Origin of the sequence: Pseudomonas sp. MRSN 12121 (genome assembly GCF_000931465.1) — a bacterium.
In the GTDB taxonomy this organism is placed as follows: domain Bacteria; phylum Pseudomonadota; class Gammaproteobacteria; order Pseudomonadales; family Pseudomonadaceae; genus Aquipseudomonas.
The window spans coordinates 5,931,724-5,947,803 of record NZ_CP010892.1 but is presented as its reverse complement, the minus strand read 5'-3'; the positions used below and the strand labels follow the sequence as shown (position 1 = coordinate 5,947,803).

Sequence of the window (16,080 nt, the reverse complement as noted above, 5' to 3'; positions counted from 1 at the left end):
TGGGCCTTGCTCGCGATCAACCGCGAAGCGGTTGCCATGATTATTCCTTGCCCGCAAGACACGAGGCACAGCATGCAAATCAAACTCGCCAACCCCCGTGGCTTCTGCGCTGGCGTGGACCGCGCGATCGAAATCGTCAATCGCGCCCTGGAGGTCTTCGGGCCGCCGATCTATGTGCGCCATGAAGTGGTGCACAACAAATTCGTCGTCGAAGACCTGCGCGCTCGCGGCGCGATCTTCGTCGAGGAGCTGGACCAGGTGCCGGACGACGTCATCGTGATCTTCAGCGCCCACGGCGTATCCCAGGCCGTGCGCAGCGAAGCGGCAGGCCGTGGCCTGAAAGTCTTCGACGCGACCTGCCCGCTGGTGACCAAGGTGCATATCGAGGTGGCGCGCTACAGCCGCGACGGTCGCGAATGCATCCTGATCGGCCACGCCGGACACCCGGAAGTCGAAGGCACCATGGGCCAATACGACGCCAGCAACGGCGGTGCGATCTACCTGGTGGAAGACGAGAAAGACGTCGCCAACCTGCAGGTGCGCAACCCTGACAAGCTCGCGTTCGTGACTCAGACCACCTTGTCGATGGACGACACCAGTCGTGTCATCGATGCCCTGCGCCAGCGTTTCCCGGCCATTGGCGGGCCGCGCAAGGACGACATCTGCTACGCCACGCAAAACCGCCAGGACGCGGTCAAGCAACTGGCCGACGAGTGCGATGTGGTGTTGGTGGTGGGCAGCCCGAACAGCTCCAACTCCAACCGCCTGCGCGAACTGGCCGAGCGCATGGCCACCCCGGCCTACCTGATCGACGGTGCCGAGGACATGCAACGCAGCTGGTTCGATGGCGTCGAGCGCATCGGCATCACCGCCGGGGCTTCGGCGCCCGAAGTACTGGTGCGCGGCGTGATCGAGCAACTGCATGCCTGGGGCGCCACAGGGGCCGACGAACTGGCCGGCCGCGAAGAGAACATCACGTTCTCCATGCCCAAAGAGTTGCGCGTCCGTTCGCTGCTCTGATCCGCCTCAACCCTCGCACAACGCCTGTGCGGCCTTGTCGCTGCGCAGGCTGACACGGCCACTGCGGGACAGCACCACCTGATGCTCGCTGGTTCCCGGCCCGGCCGCGCAGATATGCAGCGTCCCGGCCTGGAACGCCCCACTGGGCAGCAACGGCTCCCCCAGCCCACTGAACCGCACGAAATGCTGCACCGGGCGATTGCCGACGATCGCTACCCGGGCGCCGGTCCGGTGTTCAAGCAATACCGGGTTGGCGTCGTCCTGCGCGCCCTGGCCACTGATATCCAGGATGACCCGCCAGCCCTGGCTCCAATCGTCGTCCAACCCATGGATCACCGTTCGCTGCTGGCGCAGGATGGCCTCGGTGCGCGCATTGCGAATACCGCTGGCCAATATCTGTGCGGTGTCCAGCCGCCGTGTCGACTGGACCAACTCCCCGAACGAGGTCGTGGTGAACAGCATCAGCAGGCTGGCCAGCGCCAGGCCGACGATGCTTTCGATCAGGCCGAATCCCTTCTGCAACATGCTTCTCCCTCCTGGATGTACCGCCGGCTGGGACAATCCTTGTCCGGCCATTGAGCAAAACCGCGAACCTTCGGTCTATGAAGGTTCGAAGTGCCAGGGCCAGTTATAGCGGCTGATGGCTCAAGGGGGCGACATGGGTTATTGCACAAAAGGTTTCACGCTGCTCGAGCTGCTGATCGCCCTGGCAGTTTCGGCAATCCTGTTGACCCTGGTGGTGCCGGCATTCAGCCAGATGGCCCAGCGTGCCAAAGCCGACAGTGACCTCAGCGAATTGCTGCGCAGCCTGAATTACGCACGCCTGGAGGCGATCGAGCGAGGCTTGCCGGTTCACCTGCGCCCGGAAGCGGTGGACGCGGACTGGAGCCGGGGGCTGGAGATTTATCAAAGCGAAGGGCCGGCGACGAATGTATTGCGGGTTGTTCCCGCGGTCAGTCGTGGCGCCCGTCTGACGCTAACCTCTGGATTCGACAGCATTGTTTTCAATGCGCTGGGTGGCGTATCGGCGGCGGTGCCGCCGGTCATGACCTACGTGCTGGGCGAGCAGCGTCGAACGATAACCCTGTGCCTGAACGGACGGATAGCGGTGGGTGGGGAGTGCAAATGACGGGCAGGCGGGCGCAGGCGGGCATGACGCTGATCGAGGTGCTGGTAGCGGTGTTGATCCTGGGGGTGGGCCTGCTCGGCGCGGCGGCGGTGCAGCTCAGTGCCCTGCGCCACACCGACAGCGCGCTGATGAGCAGCCAGGCCAGCTTCATTGCCTATGACATGCTCGATCGCATCCGCGCCAACAGTGCCGCGGACTACAGCGTGGCGGCGCCCGCCACGGGCAATTTCAGTGTGGTGCGGGACCAGGACCTCTATGACTTCAAGCGCAATATCGAGAGTTTTGGCGGGCCGACGGCCGAGGGGCAGATCAGCCTCAGGCAGGGCGTGTTCACTGTCCGTATTACCTGGGACGACTCGCGCGCCGAACAGGCTGTCGGGAACCCGCGCAGCTTTGTCCTGAGCAGCCGGGTGGCGGTGGACCCGGGAAGCGCGCCATGAGGCAGGACGCCAAAGGCTTCGGCCTGATCGAAATGCTGGTGGCGCTGGCGTTGAGCCTGATCGTGGCCCTGGGGGTGACGCAGATTTTCATCTCGGCCAAGGACACCTATCTCAGCCAGAGCGCTTCGGCCGGCCTGCAAGAGGATGCGCGTTTCGTGCTGAGCAAGATGATCCAGGAAATCCGCATGGTCGGCATGTTCGGCTGCTTGCAGAGTATTGCCGATGCCAGCAGTGCCGGCGACTTCGCCGGGCACAGGCAGGCCCCCATCCGCTGGGACAACGCCCATCGTCGCCTGACCCTGGTCACGGCCGATATCGGCGACAGCGGTGGTGCCCCGACCTGGACTGTGCTGAGCGATTGCCGCAACAGCGCCACCGCTTACACCGGCGCGCGCCAGGCGGCTTCTGGACAGCAGGCGTTCGCGGTGCGGCGCCTGGTGTACAGCCTGAAGGACGATCAGTTGCTGATGGGAACCGGCACCGGCCCTGGCCAGGCGGTGCTGGTGAATCATGTCAGTGCTTTCGAGGTGTCGTTCGGCGTGGCCCGAAGCGCCACGGACATCGCGGCCTCCAGCTACAGCCTCGATCCCGGCGATCCGGCGCGTATCCGCAGCGTGCGCTTGAGCCTGACCCTGAGCGATCCCCAGGCGCGGGTGCGGCCGCAGACATTCCATGTGGTGGCTGCCTTGCGCAATCGCCTGCCATGAACGAGTCGTCGATGCTTTCGTCGCGGAAGGAGCCTGGCGCGCAGCGTGGCATGGCGTTGCTGATGAGCCTGGTATTCCTGTTGCTGCTGACGCTGATCGGCATCTCGTCGATGCAGAACGCCACCTTGCAGGAAAAGATGTCGGGTGGCCTGTGGCTGCGCAATCAGTCGTTCCAGGCGGCGGAGGCGGCCCTGCGCATCGGCGAGAGTGCGGTGCAGCAGGACAGTTACCTCCTGCCGGCCTGTAGCGGTGGGCAATGCGCCCCGCCTGGCGAAGTCGCAGTGCTTGCCGCCGCCGGCCACAACAGCCATTCGGGAGTGACCTGGATCGCCACCGGCAACGGCTTTTACGGCGTGCAGAATCTCGGCACGGCGCTGGGGGCGGTCAATGTCCCCAGCAACACGTCCGCCACCCTGTACCGGGTGACCGCCGTGGGGTTGGCGGGGCCATCGCGCAGCGTGCTGGAGAGCATCTATGCCAAGTACTGAAATCGGGCGGCGACTCGGCGGGTGGCTGCTGGGCCTTTTGCCGCTGTTCTGGCCGGATAGTGCGGCCCAGGCCTTTACCCCGGCCCAGGCGCCGCTGGCGAATGCGGCGGCGGTGGCACCGAATGTGATGCTGCTGCTCGACGATTCGCAGAGCATGAACAGCATTGTCTATGCCCCGGGTTTCGACCCCGGGCAGCAGTACGCGCCAGTCAGGCCGTGCCGGATGCAGGCCGGCGAATGCCTGGCCGGTGCCAGCCTGGGCGCGCAGCCCATCGCCCTGTCGGCCTTGGGCCAGGCGAATTGTGCGGCTGGCCGGGTCGGCTTTTTCCGCGACAATGCCCGGCCGCTTTGCCTCAAGCTGCCGGATCCGGTCGGGAACGGCAGGACCCGCTATCCGGCCGCCTACCTGGCCTACCTGATTGCCCAGGCCGCAGGCCAGGACCGGGATTTCACCGATGGCTCGATTCCCGCGCAGGAGCGCATGGCCCTGGTCCGCGAGGCCGCCAGCAGGTTGGTGGCCGAGCATCGTGCGCTGCGCATCGGCCTGGCGAGCTTCAACACGCCGAGGGGCAGCGATGTGGCGCCTGGGGGGCGCATCGTGCGGGTTATCAGCGACCTGGCACCGGTCGGCGATCAGGTCAGCCAGGCTCAGGCCGACGCCCATTACCAGGCCTTGCAGTCGGCCATCGGCGGGCTCCAGGCATCGGCCGAAGCGCCGCTGGCGGAGACCTACTACGAGATCAGCCGTTATTTCCGGGGGCTGGCGCCTTACTACAACAGCGCGCCGGCCACCTACGCGAGCCCGATCCAGTACCGCTGCCAGCGCAATTACGGCCTGGTGCTCACCGATGGCCTGCCCAGCTACGACCACAGCTTTCCACTCAGTGACCCGCAGAGTGCCGGCCGCCTGCCCGATTGGGACGGAGTGCCCAATGACGGCAGCAATCCCGGGGCGAACGAGGAGGGCAGCAGCCTGTACCTGGACGACATCGCCAAGCTGGCGGTGGATATCGACATGCGCGTCGCGGGCGTGGATATCGCCGGGAAAAGCTGGGACGCTGCGGGTTTCGCCCGGCAGCACCTGAACACCTACACCATCGGCCTCGACGCGCGTTACCCCATGCTGGTGGATGCGGCGCGCTATGGAGAAGGCAGGTTCTACCCGGCGACGGACAGGACCAGCCTCGACGCGGCGCTGGCCTCGGCCCTGGACGAGGTTTCGGCGTCCGCCGCCCAGGCCGGCGCAGTTCCGGCCGGGGCTGCCGGGCTGGCCAGTGGTTCGAGTTATTTCCAGGCCTCTTATGACCCCGCTGATTGGCACGGCAGCATCAGCGCCTATGGCATCAGCCCCGCCGGTACGGTCGATACCGCCACGCCGCTCTGGAGCACCGACTCGACCCTGGTGCCCGGGGCGCCGACGGGGGTGTTCCAGACCTGGAACAGCGCCACCCGCAGCGTCGTCGCCTTGCGTCATGACCAGCTGTCTATCGCACAGCAGGCCGCTCTCGGCCAGGACCTGGCACCGGGCATCAGCGCGGCCGATCTGCTGGCGTGGAGCCAGGGAGCCGACCGCGCGGGGCTCAGGCGGCGTACCCGGCTGCTCGGGGACATTGTCAACTCGCCGCTGGCGATGGCCGCGCCGGCCGCGCGGGATGCCGCCGACCGGCAGGGCGACAGCGGCTACAGCAGCTATCTGGCGAGCAAGACCCAGGGCCTGCGGGCAAGCCTGGTGGTCAATGCCAATGACGGCCTGTTGTCGGTCATCGATGCGGCCAATGGTCAGCGGCGTTACGCGTACATGCCCTCCAGCGCATTGCCGCTGTTGCGGCACATCGCCGATCCGACCTACGGCAACGGCCAGCGCCACCGGTTCCTGGCCGATGGGCCGGTGGCGGTGGTCGATGCCCAGCTCGGTGCCGAGTGGGCCACCCTGGCGCTGGCGGGCGCCGGAGCCGGGGGCAAGGCATTTTATGCGGTGCAGTTGTATGGCCAGGCTGGCAATGCGCCCCAGGCGCTGTGGGAGGTTTCGGCGCCAGCCTTGGCCGATGCGGCCGATCCCTTCAATGACCTGGGTTATGCCTATGCTCGCCCGCAAGTGGCACGCTTGGCCGACGGGCGCTGGGCGGCCTTCATCGGCAATGGCTATGGCAGCCGCTCGGGGCGGGGGGCCTTGTATGTCGTGGATATTCGCGACGGCTCGCTGATCAGGAAAATCCAGGTCGAAGGGCGGGACAATGGCTTGTCTTCGGTGACGTTGCGGGTGGACAGCCAGAACGTGGTGCAGGCGGCCTATGGCGGCGATCTCCAGGGGCGAATGTGGAAATTCGACCTGAGCGGCGCCCCCGATAGCTGGCAGCCGGCCTTTGGCGGTGCGCCGTTGTTCAGCGCCCTCGGCGGCGCAACCCAACCGATCAGCGCACAGCCGTTGCTGGTGGATCATCCCGAGGGCGGCAAGCTGGTGCTGTTCGGCACCGGCAAGCTCAACGAGCTTGGCGACAAGCGCAGCCGGGATGCCCAGGGGTTCTACGCGGTCTGGGACGCGCCGGGAGGGGCGGGCCGTTTCACCGTCGAGCACTTGCAGGCCCAGGCGCTTACCGGGGCGTTCGCCGGCAGCGCGGGTTCCTATTTCACCAGCACCCAGGCGCAGGTCAGCTACCCGGACCAGAAGGGCTGGTACCTGCCGTTGAACAACGGGCTGGCGATGCGCGGCGAACGGATCCTCGAGCAGGCCACCCTGGTGGCCGGCCGTATTGTCTTCGGCACCGCCGCGGTCGAGGCCGACGATCCCTGTTCCAGCGCCGCCAGCGGCAAATTGGTCGAGCTGGACGCATTCAGCGGTAAGATGCTCGCCGACGCGGTACTCGACACCAACGGCGACGAAGTGGTCGACGGCCTGGACACGCCTTCCAGCGGTGTCATCTTCACCGGCGGCATTCCGGCATTGAGCGCTGTGCTCAATCGCGCCACGCGCAAGATCGTCAGCAATTCCGGCGGCGGCATCGCCACGCTGGTCGAGAGGCCGGGTGGTGGCAGCCGCCGCATCATGTGGCGACAAATACAGTAAGTGAGAGTGAGGCATGCGCAGATCCAACCGAGGTTTTACCCTGATCGAAATCATGATCGTGATTGCGATCATCGGGCTCGTCGTCACCTTGAGCCTTCCCAGCATCACCGAGTACGTGAAGAAGACCCATCGCACGCAGATTGCCGGCCTTTTGTCCGAGCAGGCGCAGAGCCTCGAGCGTTTCCACTCCAAGGCCGGGGTCTACAGCAATGCCCCGGGCCTGAGCGCCGGCAACGATGACTACAGCATCACCGCGACCCTGGCCGACCAGAGCTTTACCCTGACGGCGACGCCGAAAACCGACGGCATGATGGCCGGCGACAAGTGCGGCGAATTCACTCTCGCCCACACCGGCGCCATGGCTAACAACAATCTGGCCGACGGCGTGACGAGCAAGGATTGCTGGGGACGCTGAGCGATCTCTCGGGTGCCGGCGGTGCCGGTATTTTTTTTTCCGGACTGGACTATGGCAATGCAACAGCAAGTGGTGATTGTCGGCGGTGGCGTGATCGGCCTGCTGACGGCGTTCAATCTGGCGTCCGCTGGGCAGCGGGTGGTGCTGCTCGAGCGCTCGAATGTCGGCCAGGAATCTTCCTGGGCCGGCGGCGGCATCGTTTCGCCGTTGTATCCCTGGCGCTACAGCCCGGCGGTCACGGCGCTGGCGCACTGGTCGCAGGATTTTTATCCACAGCTGGCCGAACAGCTGTTCGCGAGCACCGGGGTCGATCCCGAAGTGCACACCACCGGCCTGTACTGGCTGGACCTGGACGACGAAGGCGAAGCGCTGGCCTGGGCCCGACAGGAGCAGCGGCCGTTGAGCGCGGTGGACATCTCGGCGGCCCATGATGCGGTGCCGGTGTTGGGTAGCGGCTTCTCGCGGGCGATCTACATGGCCGACGTCGCCAATGTACGCAATCCGCGTCTGGTCAAATCACTGAAGGCAGCACTGTCGGCCCTGCCGGCGGTGACGATTCACGAGCAATGCGAAGTCAGCGGGTTTATCCGCGACGCTGGGCGGGTCCTCGGTGTGCGGACCTCCCAGGGTGAAATCCATGGCGACCAGGTGGTGCTGGCGGCGGGCGCCTGGAGTGGCGAACTGTTGCAGAGCCTGGGCCTAGCGTTGCCGGTGGAGCCGGTCAAAGGCCAGATGATTCTCTATAAGTGTGCCTCGGACTTCCTGCCGTGCATGGTCCTGGCCAAGGGACGCTACGCGATTCCGCGGCGCGACGGCCATATCCTGATCGGCAGCACCCTGGAGCATGAAGGTTTCGACAAGACGCCCACCGCCTCGGCCCTGGAAAGCCTCAAGGCCTCGGCCGTCGAACTGATCCCGGCACTGGCCGGGGCCGAGGTGGTGGGGCACTGGGCGGGGTTGCGCCCGGGCTCGCCCGAGGGCATTCCCTATATCGGCCCGGTGCCGGGGCTGGCGGGGCTGTGGCTGAACTGCGGGCATTACCGCAACGGCCTGGTCCTGGCGCCGGCCTCCTGCCAGCTGTTCGCCGATCTGCTGCTGGGCCGGGAGCCGATCATCGACCCGGCGCCATACGCGCCTGAGGGGCGGATTTAGTCCAGCCCCAGTTTCTTCAGCCGATAGCGCATCGAACGCAACGACAGGCTCAGACGCCGGGCCGCCGCCGTGCGGTTCCAGCGGGTCTGCTCCAGGGCCTGGAGGAGCATGCGGCGCTCGATCGCTTGCAGGTGTGCTTCAAGATCGATGACGTTCCCCGGCCCGGGCGCGATGGCCGGGTATGCGCTATTGGATGCGAGGCGCAGGTCGTGGCGTTCGATCAGCCGGTTGTCGCACAGGGTGTGTGCCCGTTCGAGCAGGTTTTCCAGTTCGCGCACATTGCCGGGAAAGTCATGCCCCTGGAGAGCCAGCAGCGCTCCAGCCTGGAGCCGTGCCGGTGGCTGGCCATTGTCGCGTGCCAGGCGTTCGAGGATGGCGCTGGCCAGCGGTTCGATATCGTCCCGGCGCTCCCGCAAAGGCGGGACAGGCAGCTCGATCACGTTCAGGCGGTAATAGAGGTCCTGGCGAAAGCGCCCGGCCTGCACTTCTGCCAGCAGCGGCTTGTGGGTGGCGCAGAGAATGCGCACATCGACCTGGACCTCCTGGTGCCCGCCGACGCGGCGCACCGCCTTCTGTTGCAGTGCGCGCAGCAGTTTGACCTGCATCGCCAATGGCAGGTCGGCTACCTCGTCGAGAAACAGCGTGCCGCCGTGCGCTGCCTGGAACAGGCCGGGGTGGTCTTCGACGGCGCCACTGAAGCTGCCTTTGCGATGGCCGAAGAACTCGCTTTCCATCAGTTCCGCCGGAATGGCCCCGCAGTTGACCGCCACGAAGGCCCGGCTGGCCCGTGCGCCCTGGTCATGGAGCGCGCGGGCGACCAGCTCTTTGCCACTTCCGGATTCGCCGCTGATGTAGATCGCGGCCCGGCTGCCGGCCAGCTTGCCGATCTGGCCACGCAGCGCCTGCATCGGCGCCGAGTCGCCAAGCAGCGTACGGCTAGCGAAGGAGATCGCCTCGGGCCGGATGTCGTTCAGCAGTTTGTGCAAGCGGGCCAGGGGCACGGGTTTGCTCAGAACGTCGATGGCGCCGGCCTGTAGGGCCTGGGCAGCGGTTTCCTGGAGTGCACAGGCGCTGAGGATCGCCAGCGATGTGGGCAATTGCTGGTGCCGGATGTGTTCCAGCAGTTCCAGCCCCGTACCGTCGGGCAGGTGCAGGTCGCTCAGGCACAGGTCGAAACCTTCACGCTCCAGGCAGCGCCGGGCTTCGCCCAGGGTGCAGACGCTACGGGTATGGCGCCGCATCCGGCCGAGGCTGATTTCCAGATATTCGCGGGTGCCTGGGTCGTCATCGACGATCAGGACTTTCTGTCGTGGACCCATGCCGCTTCCTGCTTCATCCGTGAGCGAAAGAGCTGCGAGAACACCCGCCATCCTGGCGTGTCCTCAAGTCTAGGCAGGCGGGTGCGGCTTCGCCCTGTCCAGGATTGGCCGAGGCAGGGTTTCCGGGCGGGATGGGCCAGGCGCGCAAGAGCAAGCACCCGGTTTCCGAGGGCTACCGGGCGAACAGGGGGAGAAGGCTGGGGCAGGGCTTTTTTGTAGCGAATTATTCAGCGGCGCCAGGCCTTCGATAGGGCGGGCACCGCTGTCGGCCGGAGAAACGGCTTCAGCGCTGGCGGGAAACCGGGCCTTGCTCCAGGTGCCCCTGGCTGCAATACCACTGTTGCTCGAGGCTCAGCGCCCGGTCACGGGGCAGATGCACGCCGCAATGGGCGCAGCGCACCATGGGGGCGGCGTTGGGTTCGCGAGGGGCGGAGGCGCCGGAAGTCGGCTGCTTGAATTTGCGCCAGAGCCAAACCGCGGCAGCAATCAGAGCGATCCAGAACAGTAAACGAAGCATGGTGGCCAGCTATATGAGTGAGGAACCGGCAGTTTAGCCAAGGTGATGCCGGGCGCACAGTGCTGGCGGATGAAATCCGGAAATGAAAAAGGGAGGCTCGAAAGCCTCCCTTTTGCTGTGACCGCGGCGCTATCAGTCGAACACGCCGAAGGTCATGTAGCTGAACCAGGAGCGATCGTCGTTGTTACCTTCAGCCTCATGCCGCTCTTCTTCGACGGCATCGCCATTGGCGTCCTTGGGCTTGAGCTCGGGCGGGATTGCGTCCTTGGCGTCCTGGTATTGCTTCATCACGTCCTGGTTGGCGCGGGTTTCTCCCGGCGGCAGCGGTGGACGGGATTCGATCAGGCCCAGGGTGGCCTTGCTCAGCCAGGAGCGGTTGTCCGCCTCGGCGACGCGTGGCACGAACTGGCCGTCGACCAGGGTCGGGTGATCCGGGTAGTTGAGTTTCAGGGTTTCCAGGCTGGTAGCGGCCAGCTCGTCCAGGTGCAGGCGCTGGTAAGCCTCGGTCATGACCGCCAGGCCGTCGCCGACCGATGGGGTCTCCTGGAAGTTCTCCACCACGTAACGGCCACGGTTGGCGGCGGCGACATAGGCCTGACGGGTCAGGTAGTAGTCAGCCACGTGGATCTCGTAGGAGGCCAGCAGGTTGCGCAGGTAAATCATGCGCTGCTTGGCGTCCGGCGCGTAGCGGCTGTTCGGGAAGCGGCTGGTGAGCTGGGCGAACTCGTTGTAGGAGTCGCGGGCGGCACCCGGGTCGCGCTTGGTCATGTCCAGCGGCAGGAAGCGCGCCAGCAGGCCGACGTCCTGGTCGAAGGAAGTCAGGCCCTTGAGGTAGTAGGCGTAGTCGACGTTCGGGTGTTGCGGGTGCAGGCGGATGAAACGCTCGGCGGCCGACTTGGCGGCTTCCGGCTCGGCGTTCTTGTAGTTGGCATAGATCAGTTCGAGCTGTGCCTGATCCGCGTAGCGACCGAACGGATAGCGCGACTCCAGGGCCTTGAGCTTGGCCGTGGCGCTGGTATAGCTGTTGTTGTCCAGGTCGGTCTGCGCCTGCTGGTACAGCTCGACCTCGCTCAGGTTTTCGTCAACGACTTCCTTCGATGAGCAAGCAGCGGTCAGTGCGAGGATGGCGATCAGCAGCAGGTGTTTCACTTGCATGGCGGCTTGCGTCCCTATGACGGCCGCTGTCTTGGGCGGGGCCGTCCTGTTATGATGAGCGCCCCGTTGAAAAGCCTCGGGGCAAAAGACGCCGTATTTAACCACAAGCGCGCAGCCGAAACCAAAGGCTGTGCCGACGCCTAGTCCGAGCATGTCCGATAAAATTGAACTTCGCGCAGAGGTGCCGTCCGAACTGGGCGGCCAACGCCTCGATCAAGTCGCCGCCCAATTATTCGCCGAGCACTCGCGCTCGCGCCTTTCCGCCTGGATCAAGGACGGCCGCCTGACGGTGGATGGCGCGGTGATCCGCCCGCGCGACATCGTCCACGGCGGCGCCGTGCTAGAGCTGACTGCCGAGCAGGAAGCCCAGGGCGAATGGATCGCTCAGGACATCGAGCTGGACATCGTCTATGAAGACGACGACATCCTGGTCATCAACAAACCGGCGGGCCTGGTGGTCCACCCTGCGGCCGGCCATGCCGACGGCACGCTGCTCAACGCCTTGCTGCACCACGTCCCGGACATCATCAATGTGCCGCGCGCCGGCATCGTCCACCGCCTGGACAAGGACACCACCGGCCTGATGGTGGTGGCCAAGACCATCCAGGCGCAGACTCAGCTGGTCGCCCAGTTGCAGAGCCGCAGCGTCAGCCGCATTTATGAATGCATCGTGATCGGTGTGGTCACCGCCGGTGGCAAGATCAACGCGCCGATCGGTCGTCATGGCCAGCAGCGCCAGCGCATGGCAGTGATGGAAGGTGGCAAGCAGGCCGTCAGCCATTACCGTGTGCTCGAGCGTTTCCGTTCCCACACCCATGTGCGGGTCAAGCTGGAAACCGGCCGGACCCACCAGATCCGCGTGCACATGGCGCATATCAACTTCCCGTTGGTCGGCGATCCGGCCTACGGCGGCCGCTTCCGCATTCCGCCGGCGGCGAGCCCGACCATGGTCGAGTCGTTGAAGCACTTCCCGCGCCAGGCGCTGCATGCGCGTTTCCTGGAGCTGGATCACCCGACCACCGGTGAGCGCATGAGCTGGGAATCGCCGCTGCCGGAAGATTTCGTCTGGCTGTTGACCCTGCTCAAGCAGGACCGCGAGGCCTTTGTCGGATGAGTGATTGGCTGATTCCTGACTGGCCCGCGCCGGCCGGGGTCAAAGCCTGCGTCACCACCCGTGCGGGCGGCGTCAGCCTGGCGCCGTTCGACAGCCTCAACCTGGGCGATCATGTCGATGACGATCCGCGGGCGGTGGCCGAGAACCGCCGGCGCCTGACCGATCGTTTCTCCATGCAGCCGGCCTGGTTGCAGCAGGTCCATGGCGTCGACGTGGTCGAGGCCGATCCTTCGCTCGTCGCCACCGCCGATGCCAGCTGGACCAGCACGCCGGGGATTGCCTGCACCGCGATGACCGCCGACTGCCTGCCGGTGCTGTTCTGCGACCGCAGCGGTACCCGCGTGGCGGCGGCCCATGCCGGTTGGCGTGGGCTGGCGGCCGGTGTGCTGGAGGCGACGCTCGACAGCCTGAATGTCGCCCCCGCCGAGGTCCTGGCCTGGCTGGGGCCGGCTATCGGCCCGCAATCCTTCGAAGTCGGGCCGGAAGTCCGTGAGGCTTTTTTCCGCCACCTGCCGCTCACCGAGCAGGCCTTCGTGCCGAGCCACAATCCCGGCAAGTTCATGGCCGACATCTATAGGCTGGCTCGCCTGCGTCTGGCGGCCTGTGGCGTCACCGCCGTGTATGGCGGTGGTTTCTGCACCGTGAGCGATCCCCGCTTCTATTCCTACCGCCGCAGCCCGCGCACCGGTCGGTTTGCCTCCCTGGTCTGGCTGGAACGCTAGACTCCCCTGACCTGCATCAAGCGCCACAGGCTTGAATCTTCCAGAATCGACCGCATCTACCGGGTATCTGGCAGGTTTCTCTATTCAGGTGTGTCCATCGCTCCGGCCTGCTCAAAAGGAAGGTGACTAATGCGTATAGACCGATTAACCAGCAAGCTGCAGCTGGCCTTATCCGATTCTCAATCCCTGGCGGTCGGCCTCGACCATCCGGCCATCGAGCCGGCGCACTTGATGCAGGCGCTGCTCGAACAGCAAGGCGGTTCGATCAAGCCGCTGCTGATGCAAGTGGGCTTCGACGTCAACAGCCTGCGTAAAGAGTTGAGCAAAGAGCTCGACCACTTGCCGAAAATCCAGAACCCGACCGGCGATGTGAACATGTCGCAGGATCTGGCGCGCCTGCTGAACCAGGCCGATCGCCTGGCGCAGCAGAAAGGCGACCAGTTCATCTCCAGCGAGCTGGTGTTGCTCGCGGCCATGGATGAAAACAGCAAGCTTGGCAAACTGCTGCTGGGCCAGGGCGTCAGCAAGAAGGCGCTGGAAAACGCCATCAACAACCTGCGCGGCGGCGAGGCGGTGAATGACGCCAACGTCGAGGAGTCGCGCCAGGCCCTGGACAAGTACACCGTCGACCTGACCAAGCGCGCCGAGGACGGCAAGCTGGATCCGGTGATCGGTCGCGACGATGAAATCCGCCGGACCATCCAGGTCCTGCAGCGCCGTACCAAGAACAACCCGGTGCTGATCGGCGAGCCTGGCGTGGGCAAGACCGCCATCGCCGAAGGCCTGGCCCAGCGCATCATCAATGGCGAAGTGCCGGACGGCCTGAAAGGCAAGCGCCTGCTGTCGCTGGACATGGGCGCGCTGATCGCCGGTGCCAAGTACCGTGGCGAGTTCGAGGAGCGCTTGAAGTCGCTGCTCAACGAGCTGTCCAAGCAGGAAGGGCAGATCATTCTGTTCATCGACGAGCTGCACACCATGGTCGGCGCCGGTAAAGGCGAGGGCTCGATGGATGCGGGCAACATGCTCAAGCCGGCGCTGGCCCGTGGCGAGCTGCATTGCGTCGGTGCGACCACGCTCAACGAGTACCGCCAATATATAGAGAAGGACGCGGCCCTCGAGCGGCGCTTCCAGAAGGTCCTGGTGGACGAGCCGAGCGAGGAAGACACCATCGCCATCCTGCGCGGCCTGAAAGAGCGTTACGAGGTGCACCACAAGGTGGCGATCACCGACGGCGCAATCATCGCCGCGGCCAAGCTCAGCCATCGCTACATCACTGACCGCCAGCTGCCGGACAAGGCGATCGACCTGATCGACGAAGCCGCCAGCCGGATCCGCATGGAGATCGACTCCAAGCCGGAAGTGCTGGACCGCCTGGAACGGCGCCTGATCCAACTGAAGGTCGAATCCCAGGCCCTGAAGAAGGAAGACGACGAAGCGGCGATCAAGCGCCTGGAGAAACTCCAGGAGGAGATCACTCGCCTGGAGCGTGAATACGCCGATCTGGAAGAAGTCTGGACCTCGGAGAAAGCCGAAGTGCAGGGCTCGGCACAGATCCAGCAGAAGATCGAGCAGTCCCGCCAGGAATTGGAAGCCGCGCGCCGCAAAGGCGACCTGAACCGCATGGCCGAGCTGCAGTACGGGGTGATCCCGGACCTGGAGCGCAGCTTGCAGATGGTCGACCAGCATGGCCAGAGCGAAAACCAGTTGCTGCGCAGCAAGGTGACCGAAGAGGAAATTGCCGAGGTCGTGTCCAAGTGGACCGGTATCCCGGTGTCGAAGATGCTCGAAGGCGAGCGCGACAAACTGCTGAAAATGGAAAGCCTGTTGCACCAGCGCGTCATTGGTCAGGACGAAGCCGTGGTGGCCGTGGCCAACGCGGTACGGCGCTCTCGCGCCGGGTTGTCCGATCCGAACCGGCCGAGTGGTTCGTTCATGTTCCTCGGCCCTACCGGCGTGGGTAAGACCGAGCTGTGCAAGGCGCTGGCCGAATTCCTGTTCGACACCGAAGAGGCGATGGTGCGAATCGATATGTCCGAATTCATGGAGAAGCACTCCGTGGCTCGGCTGATCGGTGCGCCGCCAGGCTACGTCGGCTACGAAGAGGGCGGTTATCTGACTGAAGCGGTACGTCGCAAGCCGTACTCGGTGATTTTGCTGGACGAGGTCGAGAAGGCTCATCCAGACGTGTTCAACATTCTGCTGCAGGTCCTGGAAGACGGGCGCCTGACGGACAGCCACGGGCGTACCGTGGATTTCCGTAATACGGTGATCGTCATGACCTCCAACCTCGGTTCCGCACAGATCCAGGAGCTGGTAGGGGATCGCGAGGCGCAGAGGGCAGCGGTGATGGATGCGGTGTCGACCCATTTCCGTCCGGAGTTCATCAACCGGGTCGACGAAGTGGTGATCTTCGAGCCATTGGCCCGGGATCAGATCGCCGGTATCACCGAGATCCAGCTGGGACGCCTGCGTGCCCGCCTGGCGGAGCGTGAGCTCAAGCTGGAGCTGAGCGGCGAGGCGTTGGACAAGCTGATTGCCGTGGGGTACGACCCGGTCTATGGCGCGCGTCCGCTCAAGCGGGCGATCCAGCGCTGGATCGAGAACCCGCTGGCGCAGTTGATCCTGTCTGGCAGCTTCCTGCCCGGCGCCACAGTGACCGCCCAGGTGGAAAACGACGAAATCGTCTTCGCCTGAGGTGGAGCAGGGTGTCGTTTTGAAGAAGGCCTCGCATTGCGAGGCCTTTTTTTACATAGGGCGTTGAACTGTAAGGCAAAGGCTTGTAAAGTGCGCCCCGCAGTACGTCACCCCGAGGCTTTTTCCTCCTGGAGGAAAAAACTG

The 16,080-nt window shown here is 65.1% G+C and carries 15 protein-coding genes; 11 read left to right on the top strand and 4 right to left on the bottom strand.

What is annotated here, in order from left to right; genetic code table 11:
• Positions 1 to 72 precede the first annotated feature (72 nt).
• On the top strand, positions 73 to 1,020 hold the full coding sequence (ispH, locus tag TO66_RS27045) for a 4-hydroxy-3-methylbut-2-enyl diphosphate reductase (protein WP_044465147.1): 948 nt from the start codon (positions 73 to 75) through the stop codon (positions 1,018 to 1,020).
• Positions 1,021 to 1,026: 6 nt separating this feature from the next.
• Here ispH and TO66_RS27040 read toward each other — a convergent pair whose 3' ends face one another.
• Complete coding sequence (locus tag TO66_RS27040) at positions 1,027 to 1,545, bottom strand: GspH/FimT family protein (RefSeq protein ID WP_044465146.1); 519 nt, start codon at positions 1,543 to 1,545, stop codon at positions 1,027 to 1,029.
• Positions 1,546 to 1,678: 133 nt separating this feature from the next.
• On the opposite strand from TO66_RS27040, the gene TO66_RS27035 reads away from it, so the two are divergent.
• The 7 genes from TO66_RS27035 to thiO are packed head-to-tail and all read left to right on the top strand — an operon-like array spanning position 1,679 to position 8,415.
• The gene (locus TO66_RS27035) at positions 1,679 to 2,149 is read left to right on the top strand and encodes a GspH/FimT family pseudopilin (protein WP_044465145.1); all 471 of its coding nucleotides are present in this window, start codon (positions 1,679 to 1,681) and stop codon (positions 2,147 to 2,149) included.
• Positions 2,146 to 2,589: a type IV pilus modification protein PilV gene (gene pilV, locus TO66_RS27030; RefSeq protein ID WP_044465144.1), complete on the top strand. Its 444-nt coding sequence runs from the start codon at positions 2,146 to 2,148 to the stop codon at positions 2,587 to 2,589. The genes TO66_RS27035 and pilV overlap by 4 nt, the downstream gene beginning before the upstream one ends.
• Positions 2,586 to 3,296: a PilW family protein gene (locus tag TO66_RS27025; RefSeq protein ID WP_044465143.1), complete on the top strand. Its 711-nt coding sequence runs from the start codon at positions 2,586 to 2,588 to the stop codon at positions 3,294 to 3,296. The genes pilV and TO66_RS27025 overlap by 4 nt, the downstream gene beginning before the upstream one ends.
• The gene (locus TO66_RS27020; protein WP_177330421.1) at positions 3,293 to 3,784 is read left to right on the top strand and encodes a PilX N-terminal domain-containing pilus assembly protein; all 492 of its coding nucleotides are present in this window, start codon (positions 3,293 to 3,295) and stop codon (positions 3,782 to 3,784) included. Before TO66_RS27025 ends, TO66_RS27020 begins: the two co-directional genes overlap by 4 nt.
• A complete protein-coding gene (locus TO66_RS27015) occupies positions 3,771 to 6,848 on the top strand; it encodes a pilus assembly protein (protein WP_044465141.1) in 3,078 nt (1,025 codons plus the stop codon). The genes TO66_RS27020 and TO66_RS27015 overlap by 14 nt, the downstream gene beginning before the upstream one ends.
• Positions 6,849 to 6,861: 13 nt before the next feature.
• Positions 6,862 to 7,263, top strand: coding sequence for a type IV pilin protein (locus TO66_RS27010; RefSeq protein ID WP_044465140.1), 402 nt, complete (start codon positions 6,862 to 6,864; stop codon positions 7,261 to 7,263).
• A 51-nt stretch (positions 7,264 to 7,314) separates the two neighbouring features.
• On the top strand, positions 7,315 to 8,415 hold the full coding sequence (gene thiO / locus TO66_RS27005) for a glycine oxidase ThiO (protein ID WP_044465139.1): 1,101 nt from the start codon (positions 7,315 to 7,317) through the stop codon (positions 8,413 to 8,415).
• On the opposite strand, the gene TO66_RS27000 is transcribed toward thiO, so the two are convergent.
• The 3 genes from TO66_RS27000 to TO66_RS26990 all read right to left on the bottom strand — a co-directional run bounded on the left by TO66_RS27000 (position 8,412) and on the right by TO66_RS26990 (position 11,406).
• Positions 8,412 to 9,734 (bottom strand): sigma-54 dependent transcriptional regulator, encoded by a 1,323-nt coding sequence (locus TO66_RS27000; RefSeq protein WP_044465138.1) that lies wholly within the window; start codon positions 9,732 to 9,734, stop codon positions 8,412 to 8,414. The two genes, thiO and TO66_RS27000, sit on opposite strands and share 4 nt — an antisense overlap.
• 283 nt (positions 9,735 to 10,017) lie before the next feature.
• Complete coding sequence (locus tag TO66_RS26995) at positions 10,018 to 10,251, bottom strand: PP0621 family protein (protein ID WP_044465137.1); 234 nt, start codon at positions 10,249 to 10,251, stop codon at positions 10,018 to 10,020.
• 132 nt (positions 10,252 to 10,383) lie between these two features.
• On the bottom strand, positions 10,384 to 11,406 hold the full coding sequence (locus TO66_RS26990) for an outer membrane protein assembly factor BamD (protein WP_044465136.1): 1,023 nt from the start codon (positions 11,404 to 11,406) through the stop codon (positions 10,384 to 10,386).
• Positions 11,407 to 11,557: 151 nt separating this feature from the next.
• Between TO66_RS26990 and rluD the strand changes: the two genes are divergently transcribed.
• The 3 genes from rluD (at position 11,558) to clpB (ending at position 15,936) form a co-directional block, all read left to right on the top strand.
• Positions 11,558 to 12,520, top strand: a complete 963-nt coding sequence (gene rluD / locus TO66_RS26985; RefSeq protein WP_009050933.1) for a 23S rRNA pseudouridine(1911/1915/1917) synthase RluD — start codon at positions 11,558 to 11,560, stop codon at positions 12,518 to 12,520.
• Entirely contained in the window at positions 12,517 to 13,242 is a 726-nt protein-coding gene (gene pgeF, locus TO66_RS26980) for a peptidoglycan editing factor PgeF (RefSeq protein ID WP_044465135.1), read from the top strand. The genes rluD and pgeF overlap by 4 nt, the downstream gene beginning before the upstream one ends.
• A 129-nt stretch (positions 13,243 to 13,371) precedes the next feature.
• Positions 13,372 to 15,936 carry an ATP-dependent chaperone ClpB gene (gene clpB, locus TO66_RS26975; RefSeq protein WP_044465134.1) on the top strand — a complete coding sequence of 855 codons (2,565 nt, stop codon included), beginning with the start codon at positions 13,372 to 13,374 and terminating at the stop codon, positions 15,934 to 15,936.
• Positions 15,937 to 16,080: the final 144 nt, after the last annotated feature.

Excerpts from the sequence above, each read along its gene's own strand:
- ispH (WP_044465147.1), top strand. The coding sequence starts at position 73 with ATGCAAATCAAACTCGCCAACCCCCGTGGCTTCTGCGCTGGCGTGGAC.
- TO66_RS27040 (WP_044465146.1), bottom strand. The coding sequence starts at position 1,545 with ATGTTGCAGAAGGGATTCGGCCTGATCGAAAGCATCGTCGGCCTGGCG.
- TO66_RS27035 (WP_044465145.1), top strand. The coding sequence starts at position 1,679 with ATGGGTTATTGCACAAAAGGTTTCACGCTGCTCGAGCTGCTGATCGCC.
- pilV (WP_044465144.1), top strand. The coding sequence starts at position 2,146 with ATGACGGGCAGGCGGGCGCAGGCGGGCATGACGCTGATCGAGGTGCTG.
- TO66_RS27025 (WP_044465143.1), top strand. The coding sequence starts at position 2,586 with ATGAGGCAGGACGCCAAAGGCTTCGGCCTGATCGAAATGCTGGTGGCG.
- TO66_RS27020 (WP_177330421.1), top strand. The coding sequence starts at position 3,293 with ATGAACGAGTCGTCGATGCTTTCGTCGCGGAAGGAGCCTGGCGCGCAG.
- TO66_RS27015 (WP_044465141.1), top strand. The coding sequence starts at position 3,771 with ATGCCAAGTACTGAAATCGGGCGGCGACTCGGCGGGTGGCTGCTGGGC.
- TO66_RS27010 (WP_044465140.1), top strand. The coding sequence starts at position 6,862 with ATGCGCAGATCCAACCGAGGTTTTACCCTGATCGAAATCATGATCGTG.
- thiO (WP_044465139.1), top strand. The coding sequence starts at position 7,315 with ATGGCAATGCAACAGCAAGTGGTGATTGTCGGCGGTGGCGTGATCGGC.
- TO66_RS27000 (WP_044465138.1), bottom strand. The coding sequence starts at position 9,734 with ATGGGTCCACGACAGAAAGTCCTGATCGTCGATGACGACCCAGGCACC.
- TO66_RS26995 (WP_044465137.1), bottom strand. The coding sequence starts at position 10,251 with ATGCTTCGTTTACTGTTCTGGATCGCTCTGATTGCTGCCGCGGTTTGG.
- TO66_RS26990 (WP_044465136.1), bottom strand. The coding sequence starts at position 11,406 with ATGCAAGTGAAACACCTGCTGCTGATCGCCATCCTCGCACTGACCGCT.
- rluD (WP_009050933.1), top strand. The coding sequence starts at position 11,558 with ATGTCCGATAAAATTGAACTTCGCGCAGAGGTGCCGTCCGAACTGGGC.
- pgeF (WP_044465135.1), top strand. The coding sequence starts at position 12,517 with ATGAGTGATTGGCTGATTCCTGACTGGCCCGCGCCGGCCGGGGTCAAA.
- clpB (WP_044465134.1), top strand. The coding sequence starts at position 13,372 with ATGCGTATAGACCGATTAACCAGCAAGCTGCAGCTGGCCTTATCCGAT.